Origin of the sequence: Rhizobium sp. AG207R, assembly GCF_027109195.1 — a bacterium.
Taxonomy (GTDB): domain Bacteria; phylum Pseudomonadota; class Alphaproteobacteria; order Rhizobiales; family Rhizobiaceae; genus Rhizobium; species Rhizobium dioscoreae.
Genome location: NZ_JAEPVT010000004.1, coordinates 285,605 through 302,306, shown reverse-complemented (window position 1 = coordinate 302,306; position 16,702 = coordinate 285,605). Strand labels below are relative to the sequence as shown.

The window sequence follows — 16,702 nt, the reverse complement described above, 5'->3', positions numbered from 1 at the left end:
GGCCGAAGGGCTGGAACGAGCAGCCTATGCCTTGGCCCAATACCAGGTGCCCACATTCCAGCTGTCGATGCGCACATTGATGTTGGGAGTGACGTTTTCGACCCCCACCTTATGGCCGCGTACGGTCGCATACTGGAATAGCGGCAGGAAAGGCAGGTCGTGGCGCATGATCTCCTGGATCTTCTGGTAGACCTTCTTGCGTTCCTCCGGCACGAAGATCTGGCCGCCTTCCGCAAGGAGCTTGTCGACCTCCGGATTGGCATATTGCCAGGAGTTCTGGCCGGCTCCGCCCTTGGCGGTGATCGCCGAGGAACGGAAATAATCGGAGGTGTCGGGGTCGGAGCCGGTCTGGAAGTTGATGCCGACGATGACGGAATCGAACTTCGACATTGTCCAATAATCGCCCCACATGACCGCCGGCGGCAGGTTGGAGATCGTAAGCTCCACGCCGATGTCCTTGAAGGTCTGCTGCATGAACTGCTGCACCTGTTCGCGGATATGATTGCCGGCGGTGGTGGAGTTGGTGAAGGAAAGCTTGACGCCGTCCTTCATGCGAATGCCGTCGGGACCGGGCTTCCAGCCGGCATCGTCGAGGATCTTCTTGGCCTTGTCGGTGCTGAATTCCTGCTTCGGCAGGTCCGGATTATAATAGAAGGACTGCTGCGGAATGTAGCTCTCGGTCGGTGTCGGCAGGCCGTAGTAGAGCGCATCGATGATCGTCTGCTTGTCGATCGCGTAGTAGAGCGCCTCGCGCACCGCCGGATCCTTGAATTGCGGCTTCTCCATGTTGAAGCCGACGGATTCGACCGTGGCGGCCGGAACGACGGCAACAGCCTTTCCATCCAGCCCCTTGGCCTCGTCATAGTGATCCGGGGTGATCCATTGCAGGCCGACGACGTCGATATCGCCGGTCTTGAACTGCGTATACAGCACCGTCAGGTCGGGAACATATTTGTAGACCAGGGTTTCGAGATAAGGGCCGGTGCCGAAATAGTCGGTATTGGCCGCGAGCGTGATGTGATCGCCGGGGACGCGCTCGACCCATTTGAAAGGGCCGGTGCCGATGGGGGCATTGTTGAAGGGGGCGGTGTTCTTGTCCTTCTCCGCACCAAGGATATGCTTTGGCACGATGAAGGTCATGGCGAGGATCGACGGGTAGGGCGCAAATGGCTTTTCCATCCGCCAGGTGATTTCCGTCGGCGAGACGACGGTCAGGTCGCGTACCAGCTCATGGCCGGTCTTGCGCCAGCTGCGGAAGTTCGGATCGACCATGAGTTCGAGGGTGAACTTGACGTCTTCGGCGGTGAACGGCGTGCCGTCATGCCACTTCACGCCATCGCGCAGTTTGACCTTCCAATGAAGGCCGTCGGCCGAGATGCCGCCGTTTTCGACCGTCGGAACTTCGGTTGCAAGCGAAGGGGAAAACTTGCCCTCCGGTGTGACGGCAAAGAGCGGATCGAAGACACTGAAATGGATGCCCTCATCGACTTCGATGTGGATCAGATGCGGATTGAAGACGGTCGGCTCCTGCGAGAAGCCGATGACTAGCTGGCCGGTCGGCTTGGCGGGAGGTGCCGCGAAAGCCTCGCCGCGACCGAGGATATTGGGCATGATCAACCCGGAGGCACCGAGCGCCATCATAGTCAATGCCTGGCGGCGGGTTGGTTTCAGGAGGATGGTGTCATTTGCATCGGTCATGATCGTTCCCCTTTTTGTTGGTAGGATTCGGCTGTTTTTCTCTTTCGTCTTTGTATTGTCTGCTTGGTTCGGAGAGGTCAGAAACCACTGATCAGTTCGATCTTCGAACCGTCATGGAAGCGGGAAAAGCGGAAGTTCTTGCGATCCACCACTGGCGGCTTGCCGGTGACGATGTCGGCCATCAATCGTCCGGCCGCAGGCCCGATGCCGAAGCCGTGGCCGGAAAAGCCGGTGGCGATATGAAAGCCCGGAATGCTGTCGATCGCATCGATCACCGGCACGGCATCCGGTGTCACGTCGATATAACCTGCCCAGCGCTGAGCGATCTCGGCCTTCTCGAAAACCGGAAAGGCTTTCTTGAGGTTGGCAAGCGCCGCATTCGAAAGCTTGGTGGAGGGTTTGGGGTCGAGAACGCGGCAATATTCGAAGGGGCTTGCCTCGTCCATCGCCCACCGATTGGGAATGCGCGCTTCGTCGAAGAACCGGCCGGAAACGCGGAAGTTCAGCGAGCGCCACTCCTTTTTCAGCGCCGGCAGGAACTTGCCGGCGTAGCGGAAGGAGCTCGGCACGATGTCCACGATGTTCTCATGGCCCGAAGCGATGGTGTAGCCGCCATCCTGACGCTTGCGCAGGGCAAAGCCGCTCGCCCAGATGGCTTGCTCGGGGCCGCCTTCCAGCGGCTTGGTGCGCAAGACGGAATTCATCACCTTCAACTGCGGCAGATCGAGCCCGAACATGCCGGCAAACAGGCTTGACCAGGCGCCGCCGGCAAGCACGACGGCCTTGCAGGCGATGGGACCACGTTCCGTGATGACGCCGGAGATGCGGCCGCCGGCTGTCTCGATACCGCGCACGGCGCATTCGGTCAGAATGGAGGCTCCCTTGTCGCGGGCGGCCTCGGCAATGGCGGGGGCGGCTCGCTGCGGCTCGGCACGGCCGTCGGCGGCGGTAAAGAGCGCACCCTTGAGCTCCATCTGCGTGCCGGGAAAGAGGTTCTTGAATTCGGTGCCGCTAATCATGCGGCTTTCCAGCTGGTAGCCTTCCAGATTGCGGTTCCAGCGCTCATGATCGGCATATTGCTTGTCATCCGCGCAGGTGAAGATGATGCCGGCGCGCTTGTAGCCGGTGTCGCGGCCGGTACGTTTGTCGAGCGTGCTCCAGATGCGCAGGGCCTCCGCCATGAGGGGCACCTCGCGCGGATCGCGCCTCGAAATGCGCACCCAACCCCAGTTGCGGCTCGATTGCTCCTGGCCGATGCCACCCTTCTCGCAAAGCGCGACCCGCAGGCCCCGTTCGGCAAGTTCCAGCGTCGTCGAGGTGCCGATGATGCCACCACCGATGACGACGACGTCGACTTCCTTGGGCAGTTCCGCATCCCCGTGAACGGGAACAACATAGGGGCCGGGCATGGTCAGAAGGACTCCTCTAACTGGCAATTGATGGTAAATTCGGCAACGCTTGCCTCGTTCGGCAGCTCCATCAGCATGGAAATGATGCGGGCGAGGTCGCGCGGATCGGTCATCTCGCTATCGGGCTTGCTCGTAAGTCCGCGCGCCATGTCGGTCGCGACGAAGCCGGGGCAGATGGCGGTGGCGCGGATGCCAAGGTCAAAGCCGGTGTGGCGTATGGCGTGGGCCAGCGCGACCGCCGCGAATTTGGAGACGGCATAAAGGCCGGAGTTCGCGGACTTCACCCGCTTTCCCGAGAGCGAAGCGACGATGATGACGCGGCCGCGACCGCTTGACGCAAGGGCGTTCCACGCGGATTTTGCAAGTCTTCGCGGTGCCTTGACGTTCACCTCGAGCAGATCGTCGAGGTCGGCATCATCGGCTTCGATCACCGTCTTTGCGATGCCAATGCCGGCATTGGCGACGATCGCGTCGATGCGCCCGAAGGTGCGAAGCGTCTCTTCCACCCAGCGATCGGATGCGTCCGTATCGATGGCATCATAGGCAAAGGCGCTAACGTGCGCAGGGTCTGCCCAGGCGGGCATTTCAGGACGGCGCATGCCGAGCGAGAGCCGCCATCCCTTGGCGGCAAGTTCCTCGGCGAGTGCGGCGCCGATCCCCCGGCTGGCACCGGATATCATTGCTACCCGCTCGTCACTCATGCCCATGTTTGCTCTCCCACGGTTTGCCGGCTCACGATTGCGCCACGATGCGCCGGTAAGTCCGGCGCAGTATGTCGATCAGGAGCCTGTGTTCTTCGTCGGTGATGTCGGAAAAGAATTCGCGTGATTGCTTGGTGACGATGGCACGCACACGTTTTGCCAGTTCGTGACCTTTTTCCGTGATGTAGAGTTCCTGGGCGCGGCTGTCGTCCGCCGACGTCTCGCGCGTAAGGAGATCATGTGCTTCCATCTGTTCGATCAGCCTGCCGGTCGCCGAGCGGTCTTTCAGGATGATTTGCGCGATGGTGGAAGGCCGGATTCCCGGATTGTCGTCGACCAGGAACAGGGTCGTGATCTTTCCCGTTCCGCGGGCGACGTCCAAACCTTCCAGCTTCTCGTCCAGATCGCGCGAGACGGCGAGATTGATGCTGCGGATGTAAAAGCTCAGCGTATCCTCCAGGACGTCGATATCGATGTCCTTGACAGAAGTTGGCGGGGCCTTGGTCGGCGGCATGGCTCGGAACCTTTGAAAGGCGACGAAACACCGTTCCCGCCACCCCTAATGCGTGGCAGGTCCATGATCGTCTGCGGCGGATCGTCGCTGGAAATTTCATGCTCATGAAAGGACGGATAGTGGATAAATGCAACTATTTTTTCGCCCAATCAGATAAAAAATAATCAGTGCGGAAGGCTGCCCGTTTCTCAGGCATCAATCGCCGCCGGTGCATGCACGAATGGTGGTAATTAAGCAGAAGCGGGTCGCATTCGGCGCCGCCATGCCTCGTTGGTGGACATTTAGCCGACCGCTTCCCAATCGCCGCCGGGGATGGCAGCCAACAGGTTTTGGGTATAGGCATGAGCCGGCGCACGAAAGATCTGCGAAGGCGGCCCACATTCGACAATCTCGCCCTTGTACATGACGGCGACTTCGTCACAGATCTGGCTGGCGACGCGCAGGTCGTGGGTAATGAAGATCATCGCGACCCTGGTATCCTGCTGGATTTCGGCAAGAAGCTTGAGGATTTGCGCCTGGATCGAGACGTCGAGAGCGGAGACTGCCTCGTCGGCCACCAGCAGCACGGGGTCGAACATCAAGGCGCGGGCGATGCCGATGCGCTGGCGCTGGCCACCGGAGAACTCATGGGGAAAGCGGTCAAAGGCACCTTCGTCGAGGCCGACGCGCTTGAGAAGACGCAGTGCCTTCGCCTTGGCCTCATGCATCGACAGGCCGTGCGCCATCGGTCCAACGGTGAGAATGCGGCCGATCGTATGGCGCGGGTTTAGCGAGGCGAATGGGTCTTGAAAGATCATCTGTATATAAGGACGCAATGGCCGGAACTCGTCGTCTGACAGCGGAGCGATATCGCGGCCATCGAAGAGAATCCGACCACTGTCCGAGCTCAAAAGCTTCAACAGGACGCGGCCGAGCGAGGATTTTCCGGAGCCGGATTCACCGACCACTCCCAATGTGCGTCCCTTGCGGATCGAGAAGCTGACGTCGTTGACCGCCTGCACCGTCCGCGATTTCGACAGGAAGCCGCTTCCCGCTCGATAGGTCTTGTTGAGCTTATCGACTTCCAGCACCACGGGCGCTTCGGCAATGGTTTCGCGACCGGCGGTCGTCATGCGGGGAACGGCCGCGATAAGACGCTGCGTATAGGGATGAACAGGCGCATTCAGCACCTGCGCCGCCTGTCCCTGTTCGACAAGATGCCCCTTCTCCATGACGATCACCCTGTCGGCAATCTCGGCGACCACCCCGAAATCATGGGTGATGAACATGACGCTCATCTTCTTGCGCGCCTGTATCTTGCGGATCAATTCGAGGATTTGGGCCTGCGTCGTCACGTCCAATGCAGTGGTCGGTTCGTCGGCGATCAGCACATCCGGATCGAGCGCCAGCGCCATGGCGATCATCACGCGCTGACGCTGCCCGCCGGACAGCCGGAAGGGATATTGATGCTGGAGAAGATCCGGATCTGGCAGGCCGACTTCGCCGAGGAGTTCCTTCACCTTCTGTCGCCGGCTTTCCGGCGTGCCGATCTTATGAGCATCGAGAACCTCGATGATCTGGTCGCCGATCGTCATCAGTGGATTGAGTGCCGAGAGCGGGTCCTGGAAAATGATCGAAACGGCTCGTCCCCTCAGGCTTTGAAGGGTGGCAGCGTCGGCGCTTACGAGGTCCACGCCCTTGAAGCGGATCGTACCCGCCGTTACTCTTATGATGGATGGCAACAGGCCCATGATCGCATTCGCGGTCACCGATTTCCCCGAACCGGATTCACCGATGATGCAAAGGATCTCGCCTTGCATCAGGTCGAAGGTGATATCCTGCACGGCATGCACGCGTTCCATGTTCTTCGGGAGGCTGACCGTCAGACCGCGCACGGAAAGTACCGGCTCGTTCGGCAGGACTCTATCTTGAGTATCGGATGGGATCATGGAAGGCCTCCTTGCTCTGAACCAGCGAACACGCCCTCTCAGGGAGAGCTGACGAATTGCCAGAAGCAAGAAGAATGCCGGTATTGCTGCCCTGAAGGCAAGCGAAGGAAATTAATCGACAGATTTTTGCCGTCCACCCGCGCTTCAAGCGATCGGTCACAGCAACCTGCGGGTATGGAAATCTTCGCCTATGCACATTTGCTATCGTTCAAACGGTTCGCCAAGTGAGGCGACACCATTGAGCTTCAGGAGCCGGCGATCTACGGAGATGATGCCAAGGACGATGATCGTCACGAGATAGGGCAGGCATGCGAGCAATTGCGAGGAAATTGCGAGCCCGCTGGCCTGCGCCGCAAGACCCATCAGCGACACCGCACCGAACAGGCAGGCGCCCAGGAAAATCCTGGATGTCAGCCAGGTTCCAAAGACAACGAGGGCAATGGCAATCCAGCCCCGCCCGGCGATCATGCCGTCCGCCCAGAGCGGCGTATAGATCGTGGAGGCGTAAGCGCCGGCAAAGCCTGCCATCATGCCGCCAAACGCAACTGCCGCGAAGCGGATCGAGACAATGGGATAGCCGATAGCATGCGCAGCTTTCGGATTTTCGCCGACGGCGCGAAGAATAAGACCGACCTTGCTATAGGCAAACATCGCCCATATGCCGACCGTCACGACAAGCGAGATCCAGACGACGATATCCTGGCTGAAGAGGCCGCCCACGACTGGAATTTGTGAAAGCCCGGGAATTGCGATCTTTGGCAAGGTGGTGACGGTCAGGCTCTCATAACTCTTGCCGAATAGTGCCGAGAGGCCCTGGCCGAGAATGCCGAGGGCAAGACCGGCAGCAACCTGGTTTGCGTTGAAGCCCAGTGTGATAGCGGCAAAAATCATGGAGAGGAGTGCACTTCCGAGACCGGCCGCAAGGAAGGCAAGAAGATGACCGCCGCCATGATAAACGACAATGAACGCGATGACGGCGCCAACGGCCATCAAGCCCTCTACGCCGAGGTTCAAGACGCCGGCGCGCTCGGCAACAAGCTCGCCCAGGGCTGCCAGCAGAAATGGCGTTGCGGCTGCCAGCATGCCGGCAAGAATGAACTCGACGGCGCTCATGATGCGCTCCGGACGGGCATGGGGCGCCAGACGATGCGATAGCGCACGAAAGCCACGGCGATGAGATAGATGAGGAGCAGACTGCCCTGGAACACGCGGACGGCTGCAATGGGCAGATTGGCGGAGACCATGGCGTTATCGCCACCGATATAGAGAGCTGCCATGATGATCGCGGAGATGACGATGCCGATTGGATTGAGGCCGCCAAGATAGGCAACGATGATTGCCGCGTATCCATATCCGGTCGAGATCGAACGCTGCAGCTGGCCAAGCGGTCCGGCAACTTCAGCGGCGCCCGCAAGTCCGGCGGCCGCTCCGCCAATGATCAGCGACAGCCAGATTGCCCAGCTCTCCTTGAAACCGGCATAGCTCGCGGCCCGGGGAGCCAGTCCGCCGACCTGCAATTTATACCCGGCGAAGCTCTTCTGCATGAAGATCCACGCCGCGATCGACAGGCCGACGGCAAGGATAAGCGAGACATTGACGCGGGTTCCCTCGAACAGGATCGGCACCATTGCGTCGTACTGGAACATGACCGATTGCGGGAAATTGAAGCCGCCGGGATCTTTCCATGGGCCGAGAAGAAGATAGTTGAGCAATTGCGCGGCAACGAAGCTCAGCATCAGTGAGACAAGGATTTCATTGGCGTTGAGCCTGACGCGCCAGAAGGCAGTGAGAGACGCCCACAGAGCACCGCCGAGAGTGCCGAGCAGCAGCATTGCCGGCCATATCCATTGGCCCGTTGCCTGCGGCATCCAGATGGGTATGGCGGAGGCGAAGATTGCGCCAAGAATGAATTGGCCCTCAGCGCCGATATTGAAGACCTTCGCGCGAAAGCCGATTGCGAGACCCTGTGCAATCAGAAGCAGGGGGCCAGTCTTGAGCAATACTTCCGAGAATGAGGCCCAGGAGACGAATGGTTCGATCAGCATGGCATAGATCACCGCCATCGGATCACGGCCCATCGCGACATAGAGGCCGAGATTGAGTGCGATGGTGACGATGAGGGCGATCGGCGGCGCGAGCAGCTTTGCGGCGAACGAGGCTCGATCGCGGCGGACCAAGCTGGGAAGGATTGTAGAAAAGGAACGGCTCATGCGAATGCCTTTTCGCCTCGGTGCTGTGCACCGATCATGTACCGACCGATATCTTCAGCTTTTGTATCGCGGGTCACGAGTGGCAGGCTCAGCGTGCCGTGGTAAAGGACCTGAATGACGTCGCTAAGCTCGAACAATTCCTCGAGCTCTTCCGATATGACGAGAATTGCCATGCCTTGATTGCGCAGCTCGATCAGTCGCTTGCGAATGGCGGAAGCCGCGCCGACATCGACGCCCCAGGTTGGTTGCGCAAGAAACAGCAGTTTCGGGGCGAGCATGATTTCGCGGCCAACGATGAACTTCTGCAGGTTTCCGCCGGAAAGCGAGCCTGCTTCCGCATCGGGGCCGCGCGTGCGCACGTCATAATTCTGGATGCACTCCTTTGCGAAGTCCGTTGCCTTCGCTTTGTCGAGGAGACCATGCTTGACGAGTTTCAAGGGATGGGCCGTCAGCAGGCTATTGAGCGTTAAAGACATTTCGGGAACGGCGCCATGCCCAAGCCGATCCTCCGGAACAAAGGCAAATCCAAGCTTCCGGCGGCTGGCGGCTTCGAGGGTGCCGACATCCTGCCCCATCATGAAGATCTGATCGCGCTTGTCTCGGGGCAGGGGCGTTTCCCCGGAAATCAGGGCAGCAAGCTCCTTTTGCCCATTCCCGGAAATGCCGGCAATGCCCAGGATCTCGCCGCTGCGCACCGTCAGGCTGATGCTGGAGAGCGGCATGCCAAAGGGGTCGTCCGGGCGGTAATCGAGACCGATGATTTCCAGGCGCTTTTCACCCTCGGCCAAAGTCAAGGCCGGTATCGCTTCCGGCATGTCGCGGCCGATCATCATGCGGGCGAGATCATGGGCGTCGTGCTCGCGCGGATCCACACGCCCGGTCACGCGTCCACCGCGCAGGATCGTGGCTTGGTCGCACAGGGATTGGATTTCTTCCAGCTTGTGCGAGATGAAGAGGATCGAGACGCCGCCATCGCGCAGGCGGCGCAGCGTATCGAACAGTTTCTCGACGGCCTGCGGCGGCAGGACTGACGTTGGCTCGTCGAGGATCAGCAGCTTCGGATCGGTCATCAGGCATCGGATGATTTCCACCCGCTGCCGCTCGCCAACAGACAGTTCGTGCACATGGGCGAGCGGATCGACTTCGAGACCGAATTCATCCCCCAATGTGCGGATGCGTTGCGCAAGTTCGGCCCTGCGGCCCGCCGCGATCAAGCGAATGTTCTCGACGACCGTCAGGTTCTCGAACAGCGAGAAATGCTGAAAGACCATCCCGATGCCGGTACGCCTCGCCTCCGCAGGGGAGGTAAGGCCGAGAGGTTGTCCACGCCAGGCGATGGTCCCTTCGTCCGGCTGTTCGACGCCGTAGATCAGCTTCATCAGGGTCGATTTTCCGGCGCCGTTTTCTCCGAGGATGGCATGGATCGAGCCCTTGGCCACATCCAGGTCGATATGCTTGTTGGCATGGACTTGGCCGTAGCTTTTGGAGATGCCGCGCAGCGACAGCAGCGGGATGGTCATGATTTGATTACTTCGGCAAAGGCGTCTTCACACCTTTGACATGCCAGTCCATCGCGACGATTTGGGCATCCGTGAGTGTTGCGCTCGAAGCCGCTCCTTCGCTTCCATCGGCCTTGGTGATCGGGCCGGTGAATGGCGAGAAGCTGCCGCTAGCGATCTTCGCTTCGACCTCTTTGATCTTCGCCATGGTGTCGGCCGGGATCGCCGGGCTCCAGTCGACCACTTCAACGACCTTGTCAGCAACGCCGAGGAAAGCATTGGCGCCCTTGAAGGTGCCGGCGAGATGGGCGTCGACCGATGTCTTGAAGAAGGGCGACCAGTCTGTGGACACGCAGCCGAGATAGGTTTTCGGCGCATATTTCTTCATCGAGGAATTCAGGTTGAAGGCATAGACACCGGCTTCTTCGCAGGCCGATATGACCGAGGGCGTGTCTTGCGCATTCGAGAAGATCACGTCGCAACCCTGCGAGATCAAAGCCTTGGCCGCTTCCTGTTCCTTGGCCGGATCGAACCAGGAATTGACCCAGACGACCGATACTTCGATGTCCGGCTTCACGGCCTGCGCTCCGAGGGTGAAGGCGTTTACCGATGTGATCAGTTCGGGAATCGCGAAGGCGGAAACCGAACCGAGCTTGCCCGTCTTGGAGACGGCGGCCGCCGCCATACCGAGCAGATAGGTTCCCTGAAAATATTTGGCTGCAAACGGCGAGAAATTCGGTGCGACCTGGAAGCCGGAGGCGTGCAGGACGCTAACCTTCGGATTGCGGCGGGCCACCTGAAGCGCGCCGTTTTGATAGCCGAACGAGCCGGCGATCAGGAAGTGGTTTCCGTCGGCGACCGTCTTGTTCATGATGCGGTCCGCATCCGGGCCTTCGGCGATGTTCTCGATCACCGTTACCTTGACCTTGTCGCCATAGGCGGCCTTGATCGGATCAAGGCCAGCGGCCAGCGCATGGCCCCAGCCGACATCGCCGATCGGCGAGGGCACGACGAGCGTGATGCCGAGCGGTTCGGCAGCGGCAAAGGCGGAGCGACCGGTGAAGGCCGTTGCGAGGCTTGCAACGGCCGCGCTCTTCATCAATGTTCTGCGGGTCAGATTCTTCTGCATCCCAGTTCCCCTTTTTGGTTTTCAGAATTCTACTGTTGCAAGAGCCGCTTCGGCCGCCGCAAACAGCGCGGCCTCGTCCAGTCCGGTGAATTCACCGTTTTGCCAGACGATGCGTCCGTTGATCATGGTCAGATCGGTGGGCATGCCGATCCCGACCTTGGCAATCAGGCTCAGCGGGTCATGCCGCGTCCCGACATAATCCATCCGTCGCGTATCGATCGCGAAGAGGTCGGCGGCCATTCCCGGGGCGAGACGCCCGATATCCGTACGCCCAAGCAGACTTGCGCCTCCGCTTGTCGCGTACTGGAGAAAGTCGAGCGGGGCGGGGACGGCGTGCTGACGCGTCGAGGCGGTCAGGCACTGCAGCATGTAGGCGGAATGGATGCAGTGCATGAGGTTCGAGTTGTCGTTCGATGCCGCTCCATCGCAGCCGAGGCCGATACGCAGTCCGAAGGCCTGCATTGCCGGGATGTCGGTCACTTCGGCGCCGACGAGGTAGACCGGCTCCGGACAATGGGAGACGCCGGTGCCGCTTGCCGCCATCTTGCGCAACTCGTCATGCGTCAGTTCCCAGCAATGGGCGTAGAATGCATCAGGGCCGGCAAAGCCCAATTCGGTGCAGTAATCGACCGTGCGCATGCCATGCCGCGCCTCGATAACAGGGCTTTCGCCTTCGCCGACATGCGTGTGCAACTGCACGCCACGATCCCGCGCCAGCGCGGCCGACTCGACGAAGGTTTCGCGATAGCAATTGACCGGCTGGCAAGGCGCGACCACCACCTGGCGCATGCTGAAGGGGCCGGCATCGTGATAGCTATCGATCAGCCGCGCACAGTCCGTGATGAATTCGTCGGTGGTTTCGAGCATGGCATCCGGGATCGTCGACCCCTCGGATTTCGGCAGGGTGTTGCCGCCGCGGCCTGCGTGAAAGCGCATGCCGAGAAGGTCGGCTGCCTCGAACTGGCGATCGATCAGGCGTTTGCCCGCATGGCGGGGGAAGCAATATTGATGGTCGAAGGCTGTGGTGCAGCCGTGCTTGATCATCTCGGCCATGGCGGTGACCGAGGAATGATAGAAGCAATCCTCCGTCAGACGCGAGAAGATCGGATAGATGCGATCGAGCCATTCGATGACCGAAAGCTTCGTCCAGTCGAGGTCGGCCCGGTTGCGCGCGAAGCATTGAAAGAAGTGGTGATGGGTGTTGACGAGCCCCGGATAGACGAACCAGCCGGATGCGTCCTGGACTGCCGTTCCTTCGGGTAGGCCGTTCAACGACAGGTTTTCGCTAATCGCCTGGATCGCTGAGCCCTTGGTGAGCAGGTCGACGTTCCGGCGTACGCTCGGCCCATTGCCCTCATCGACGATAACAGCCGCACAATTCTTTAGGAGATAGCCGGTCATTCCATCATGCCTCTGCTGCCGGATGCGGATCGGGTTTCAACTCATGCAGGCGATGAATGCCGGGCATTTCGATGAAACCGGGTAGGCTGCGGATGGCGCGCATCCAGAGGCGGATCAAGGGATAGGGATCAAGCGGGATGCCGCCGTCAGGCGCAAGCGCGACATAGGGAAAGCAGGCGATATCGGCGATGGTCGCCCGGCTTGCTGCAAGGAATTGCATGCCGCGCTCGCCCTGTTCGAACAGGGCAGCTTCGAGTTCGCGCAATGCCGCAATCCCCTGAGCCTGTAGAACCTTGATGTCACCCGGTCGCAGGAGCATTTCGTGGAGCCGCGCGCCACCAAGATTGGCTGTCAGGCGATGGGAGAAGGAGAGCCATTGCTGCACGCGCGCCGTTTCCTGCGGCGAACCCTGCCCCAGCCATTCCGGCGCAGCATTGGCAGCGAGATAGGCAAGCATTGCCGAGGATTCCGTGAGCACGAGATCGCCATCTTCGAGGATCGGGATGGAGCCTGCCGGATTGAGCGCCAGAAGCTCCGGCCCGCGATGCTCCGCGCCGGGATGGAAGTCGACCGGCCGGATTTCGAGCTTGGTGCCGAGGATCGCGGCCATCAGCCGGATCTTGTAGCAACTCGGCGATAGAACATAATCGTAGAGCTTCATTGTGCGACCAACTGTGCGCCGTAGGTATAGTTGTGGCGCTTCAGCCATCGCCGGTAGGCGACCGAGGTGAGGTCGGCCCTTGTCGGAATTTCCATACCGGGATCGAGCGGGAGAAGCGCGGGTATCTGGTTTTCGAGGATCGAGCGGTCCTGCAGGAAGATCGTCTGTTGAAAGTGGATGAGGTCCGTCATCGGCGTTTCATCATCGAAGAGCGCCATCCACGGCCACACATCGCAGAGGTCTTCGGCAAGAGGCTGGACGAACAAGGTGATGACGTCCCATTCGCTGGGGCGCGGAGGGCATGTCTTGTAGAGGACGGAACAGGTCGGCGCCGGCACGCGATACATGTACTCGGTCGTAATGCCGCCGGTTGCGGATTTTGCAGCCTGCGGCTGGTAGAATTTTACCTGCGTAGCCCAGACCTCATCGACACCCTCGCGGATCTCGACCTTATAGTTTTCGACCTCTGTATGCGGTTCCGCGCCGAGGATGTCGGTGTGAACGAAGGGAAAATGCGCGATGTCGAGAAAGTTCTCGACAGCGCGAAGCGGCGAGCAGCGCACGCGAACGACGCCGACATCGACGAAGCGGCGGCCCGGCTGATCGGCCTCCGGAATGGCGAAAAGCTCCTTCTCCGGGTTCCCGAGGGAGGACCAGACATGGCCATACCGGACACGGATGGGGAGGGCTCTTCCCTCGGCGGTCGTCACCTGCGCATTGCCATGCCGATCGCGCGCGACCTCGATCGCCTCGCCCATCAGCCAGGTCTTGTTTCCCTTCTCGCTGAGCTGGCTGAAGAGGCCCACCGGATACCATTCGTCGATCATAGCGCCGCCTTTCATTCCGCACTCTCCTTCAGGCGCTCTTCCGCCGCGCGGCGGAGGGACTCGACAATCCTGGACGCCGCAATGCGGTCTGCCGGGCTCCGATCCCTATCGATCAAGAGAAGAAGGAGCGTATGTTTTCCCTGGGGTGCCAGCAGCAGCCCGATCCAAGGAAATTGAGGTAGGCGAACCAGCCCCCTTGCATCATTCTTTGCCCCTGCCGCAGCTTCGATCTCCGCGACGCCCGTTTCAACGATCAGGGAGCGCAGCGGGATGAATTCCTCGAGCTGAGGAGGCGGTGTTGCCGGTTGTCCGATTGCCACCCATAGAACACCATCCGCTTCTTCCACTTGCTGGACGGCGACGCGGATGGTTTCCGGCGGAACGAGATCGGGATGGGCCGGAATGCGAATACATCCGCCTGACGGCGAATAGCTCCACCCGTGGTAGATGCAGGAGAGTGCCTCGCCGCGGACGAAGCCATGTGACAAGCTCATTCCGCGATGCGGACAGCGATCGGATGATGCGGTTGCGCGACCCGACTGACTGCGCCATAGAGCAATCGGGCCAACCGATGTCCAGGCCGGTATGACGGTTCCTGGTGGCAGATCGGAGGAAAGGGCGACTGGCGCCCAGGATCCGGCCCCATCAAATGGCATGGTCTCAACTCTCTAATTTCACCAATGGCTTAGCGCCACAGGTCATAGGCAGGCACTGATGCCTGCATCCCCTTAGCGTTCAAAGATTTTGCATAAATAATTCGCATTGGCAACAATGATTAAATAAAAGGCAATAGATCAGGAATTCCTAAGATGCGATGTTTCCGGCCCATTCATGACCCTGCGTTGAATCTCCTCAACCCAGACGTCGATCGGACCGAGTGAGCAGCCCATTTCCAGCATGTCGATCAGTTCCACAGGTCCGGTGACCTCAAGTTCGATCCGGGCCGCATCGGAATGGAAGAATGTCTGCGCAAGTCCGAGCTTGTTGGCGTGACGCCGGATCCACGGGACGAATGAGGCTGCGTTAAGGTCGCCCAGTATCGTCATGCGCTCCCGAAATTCACCTTGCGGCACGTGCATTCGCCAATGATCCCTGCCTTGCATCAAGATTACAGAATAACCGCTTCATGGGTTTGCGAAAGGGGCATCTCCCAAAACAATGCTCCGCCGTCCCTGTGGGCAGCGGAGCTTGAGGCTGTGTCAATTCTTGACGGTGTCTTCCAGGAAGAATCGGCCAAGCGGGTTTTGATGGAAATTATCGATATTCTTGCGCGCGACGTTGATATACGGGCTGTAATATAGGTCGATCCAGTTGACGTCGTCCTTCGCCATCTTCTGCAGATCGATATACATCTGCTCGCGCTTCTTCGGATCCAGCTCCAGCCGCGCCTTGGCGACGAGATCCTTTACCGCATCATTCTTGTAGTTGGTCATGTAGTTGTTGTTGGAATCGTGGCCGAGAACGAAGGTCGTCTTCTGGTCCGGATCGAGAATATCGTTGGTCCAGTAATTGACGGAAATGTCGTAGTCGCCAGCGATGGTCATGTCCCATTCCTGGCTGGGGTCCACCTTTTGCAGGTCGGCGGTAATGCCGGCCTTGGCGAGTTGCTGCTGGACCAGCACGGCCGTCTGTTCATCCACTTCATCGCCGGCGCGAATGAGGTATTTTAACGTGAGATTGGAGACGCCGGCCGCTGAAAGCATCTGCTTGGCCTTTTCCGGATCGTAGGGGCGTTGCGGATTATCCGCATAGTAATACAAGGCGCCCTTGGGAATGTAGGAATTGGCAACGGTGCCCTGATGGAAGGTAACGGCGTCGACGATCGCCTTCTTGTCGATCGCCATATCCAGAGCCTGGCGGACCTCCTTCTTGCCGAGGTCGCCATGGGCGTGGTTGATCAGCAGGTGATCCTCACGCGTGGAAGGATCGATCAGCACGTTGAGGTTTGGGTCCTTTTTCAGCTCTTCGACACGCGAGAACGGAACGAAAATGGCGGTATCGAGCTGGCCGGCCTGCACGTTCAGCATCCGGGTGTTGTCGTCCGGTACCGAGATCCATTCGACGCCGTCGAGTTTCACGCGGTCGGCCTGCCAGAAATTCGGGTTCTTCTTCAGGATGATGCGATCGCCGCGGCGCCATTCCTCGACGGAGAAGGCGCCGGAGGCGATCGGCTTTTCCGCATAGGCATCCGGCCCCATCGATTCCATCCCGGCCTTCGAGATGACCGATGCGTTCGGCAATGCCAGCGTTGAAAGGAAGGGCGCCGATGCATGTTTGAGCTTGATCGTCAGCGTGTGCGGATCAGTCGCGACGGCGGTATCGATCACCTTGTATGAGTCGCTCCAGAGCGATGCCTTGTCGTCGCGGATGCGCAGCAGGCTGAAGGCTGCATCGTCAGCCGTCAGCGGCGAGCCATCGGAAAACTTCGCATCGCGAATCTTGAAGACATAGGTCAAGCCGTCATCCGAGGTCGTCCAGCTTTCTGCGAGACCCGGCTCCAGCTTCGTGCCCGTCTTGTCGACGCGCACCAGCACGTCGTAAACGTTGGAGAACACCCAGTTGTCGATATTCTGCGCTGTTTTGATCGGATCGAACGTCGTCGAGTCCTCACGGCGGCCGATGGTCAGCACGCCGGCGGCTTCCGCATAGCTCGCGCTCAGCGTCAGGCCGGCGAGGACGGCGGCAAGCCCGATTGTCTTCCATTTGTTGATCATGAATTCGTTCC

The 16,702-nt window shown here is 59.8% G+C and carries 15 protein-coding genes; all 15 read right to left on the bottom strand.

Annotated features, from left to right (window positions below; all coding sequences use genetic code 11):
• Positions 1–24: 24 nt before the first annotated feature.
• The 15 genes from JJQ51_RS11430 to JJQ51_RS11360 all read right to left on the bottom strand — a co-directional run bounded on the left by JJQ51_RS11430 (position 25) and on the right by JJQ51_RS11360 (position 16,691).
• Complete coding sequence (locus JJQ51_RS11430; protein WP_269244731.1) at positions 25–1,698, bottom strand: peptide ABC transporter substrate-binding protein; 1,674 nt, start codon at positions 1,696–1,698, stop codon at positions 25–27.
• Positions 1,699–1,775: 77 nt separating this feature from the next.
• Positions 1,776–3,107 carry an NAD(P)/FAD-dependent oxidoreductase gene (locus tag JJQ51_RS11425; protein WP_113350530.1) on the bottom strand — a complete coding sequence of 444 codons (1,332 nt, stop codon included), beginning with the start codon at positions 3,105–3,107 and terminating at the stop codon, positions 1,776–1,778.
• Between the two features lie 2 nt (positions 3,108–3,109).
• Positions 3,110–3,808: an SDR family NAD(P)-dependent oxidoreductase gene (locus tag JJQ51_RS11420; RefSeq protein ID WP_113351028.1), complete on the bottom strand. Its 699-nt coding sequence runs from the start codon at positions 3,806–3,808 to the stop codon at positions 3,110–3,112.
• Between the two features lie 31 nt (positions 3,809–3,839).
• The gene (locus JJQ51_RS11415; protein ID WP_145633996.1) at positions 3,840–4,322 is read right to left on the bottom strand and encodes a MarR family winged helix-turn-helix transcriptional regulator; all 483 of its coding nucleotides are present in this window, start codon (positions 4,320–4,322) and stop codon (positions 3,840–3,842) included.
• A 281-nt stretch (positions 4,323–4,603) separates the two neighbouring features.
• The gene (locus tag JJQ51_RS11410) at positions 4,604–6,250 is read right to left on the bottom strand and encodes an ABC transporter ATP-binding protein (protein ID WP_145633998.1); all 1,647 of its coding nucleotides are present in this window, start codon (positions 6,248–6,250) and stop codon (positions 4,604–4,606) included.
• Positions 6,251–6,451: 201 nt separating this feature from the next.
• Positions 6,452–7,363, bottom strand: coding sequence for an ABC transporter permease (locus JJQ51_RS11405; protein WP_113329729.1), 912 nt, complete (start codon positions 7,361–7,363; stop codon positions 6,452–6,454).
• Positions 7,360–8,460, bottom strand: a complete 1,101-nt coding sequence (locus JJQ51_RS11400; protein ID WP_269244730.1) for an ABC transporter permease — start codon at positions 8,458–8,460, stop codon at positions 7,360–7,362. The genes JJQ51_RS11405 and JJQ51_RS11400 overlap by 4 nt, the downstream gene beginning before the upstream one ends.
• On the bottom strand, positions 8,457–9,980 hold the full coding sequence (locus JJQ51_RS11395; protein WP_269244729.1) for an ABC transporter ATP-binding protein: 1,524 nt from the start codon (positions 9,978–9,980) through the stop codon (positions 8,457–8,459). The genes JJQ51_RS11400 and JJQ51_RS11395 overlap by 4 nt, the downstream gene beginning before the upstream one ends.
• 7 nt (positions 9,981–9,987) lie before the next feature.
• Complete coding sequence (locus JJQ51_RS11390) at positions 9,988–11,088, bottom strand: BMP family ABC transporter substrate-binding protein (RefSeq protein ID WP_269244728.1); 1,101 nt, start codon at positions 11,086–11,088, stop codon at positions 9,988–9,990.
• Between the two features lie 21 nt (positions 11,089–11,109).
• Positions 11,110–12,489, bottom strand: coding sequence for an amidohydrolase (locus tag JJQ51_RS11385; RefSeq protein ID WP_269244727.1), 1,380 nt, complete (start codon positions 12,487–12,489; stop codon positions 11,110–11,112).
• A 4-nt stretch (positions 12,490–12,493) separates the two neighbouring features.
• On the bottom strand, positions 12,494–13,150 hold the full coding sequence (locus tag JJQ51_RS11380; protein ID WP_269244726.1) for a glutathione S-transferase family protein: 657 nt from the start codon (positions 13,148–13,150) through the stop codon (positions 12,494–12,496).
• The gene (locus JJQ51_RS11375) at positions 13,147–13,992 is read right to left on the bottom strand and encodes an aromatic ring-hydroxylating oxygenase subunit alpha (protein ID WP_269244725.1); all 846 of its coding nucleotides are present in this window, start codon (positions 13,990–13,992) and stop codon (positions 13,147–13,149) included. Before JJQ51_RS11375 ends, JJQ51_RS11380 begins: the two co-directional genes overlap by 4 nt.
• A complete protein-coding gene (locus tag JJQ51_RS11370; RefSeq protein WP_113329736.1) occupies positions 13,989–14,633 on the bottom strand; it encodes a Rieske 2Fe-2S domain-containing protein in 645 nt (214 codons plus the stop codon). The genes JJQ51_RS11375 and JJQ51_RS11370 overlap by 4 nt, the downstream gene beginning before the upstream one ends.
• 138 nt (positions 14,634–14,771) lie before the next feature.
• Positions 14,772–15,056, bottom strand: coding sequence for an acylphosphatase (locus JJQ51_RS11365; protein WP_113329737.1), 285 nt, complete (start codon positions 15,054–15,056; stop codon positions 14,772–14,774).
• Between the two features lie 120 nt (positions 15,057–15,176).
• Positions 15,177–16,691: an ABC transporter substrate-binding protein gene (locus tag JJQ51_RS11360; RefSeq protein WP_113350520.1), complete on the bottom strand. Its 1,515-nt coding sequence runs from the start codon at positions 16,689–16,691 to the stop codon at positions 15,177–15,179.
• Positions 16,692–16,702 lie beyond the last annotated feature (11 nt).

Bases quoted from the DNA above. Each gene is read 5' to 3' on its own strand.
- JJQ51_RS11430 (WP_269244731.1), bottom strand. From the start codon at position 1,698: ATGACCGATGCAAATGACACCATCCTCCTGAAACCAACCCGCCGCCAG.
- JJQ51_RS11425 (WP_113350530.1), bottom strand. From the start codon at position 3,107: ATGCCCGGCCCCTATGTTGTTCCCGTTCACGGGGATGCGGAACTGCCC.
- JJQ51_RS11420 (WP_113351028.1), bottom strand. From the start codon at position 3,808: ATGAGTGACGAGCGGGTAGCAATGATATCCGGTGCCAGCCGGGGGATC.
- JJQ51_RS11415 (WP_145633996.1), bottom strand. From the start codon at position 4,322: ATGCCGCCGACCAAGGCCCCGCCAACTTCTGTCAAGGACATCGATATC.
- JJQ51_RS11410 (WP_145633998.1), bottom strand. From the start codon at position 6,250: ATGATCCCATCCGATACTCAAGATAGAGTCCTGCCGAACGAGCCGGTA.
- JJQ51_RS11405 (WP_113329729.1), bottom strand. From the start codon at position 7,363: ATGAGCGCCGTCGAGTTCATTCTTGCCGGCATGCTGGCAGCCGCAACG.
- JJQ51_RS11400 (WP_269244730.1), bottom strand. From the start codon at position 8,460: ATGAGCCGTTCCTTTTCTACAATCCTTCCCAGCTTGGTCCGCCGCGAT.
- JJQ51_RS11395 (WP_269244729.1), bottom strand. From the start codon at position 9,980: ATGACCATCCCGCTGCTGTCGCTGCGCGGCATCTCCAAAAGCTACGGC.
- JJQ51_RS11390 (WP_269244728.1), bottom strand. From the start codon at position 11,088: ATGCAGAAGAATCTGACCCGCAGAACATTGATGAAGAGCGCGGCCGTT.
- JJQ51_RS11385 (WP_269244727.1), bottom strand. From the start codon at position 12,489: ATGACCGGCTATCTCCTAAAGAATTGTGCGGCTGTTATCGTCGATGAG.
- JJQ51_RS11380 (WP_269244726.1), bottom strand. From the start codon at position 13,150: ATGAAGCTCTACGATTATGTTCTATCGCCGAGTTGCTACAAGATCCGG.
- JJQ51_RS11375 (WP_269244725.1), bottom strand. From the start codon at position 13,992: ATGAAAGGCGGCGCTATGATCGACGAATGGTATCCGGTGGGCCTCTTC.
- JJQ51_RS11370 (WP_113329736.1), bottom strand. From the start codon at position 14,633: ATGCCATTTGATGGGGCCGGATCCTGGGCGCCAGTCGCCCTTTCCTCC.
- JJQ51_RS11365 (WP_113329737.1), bottom strand. From the start codon at position 15,056: ATGCACGTGCCGCAAGGTGAATTTCGGGAGCGCATGACGATACTGGGC.
- JJQ51_RS11360 (WP_113350520.1), bottom strand. From the start codon at position 16,691: ATGATCAACAAATGGAAGACAATCGGGCTTGCCGCCGTCCTCGCCGGC.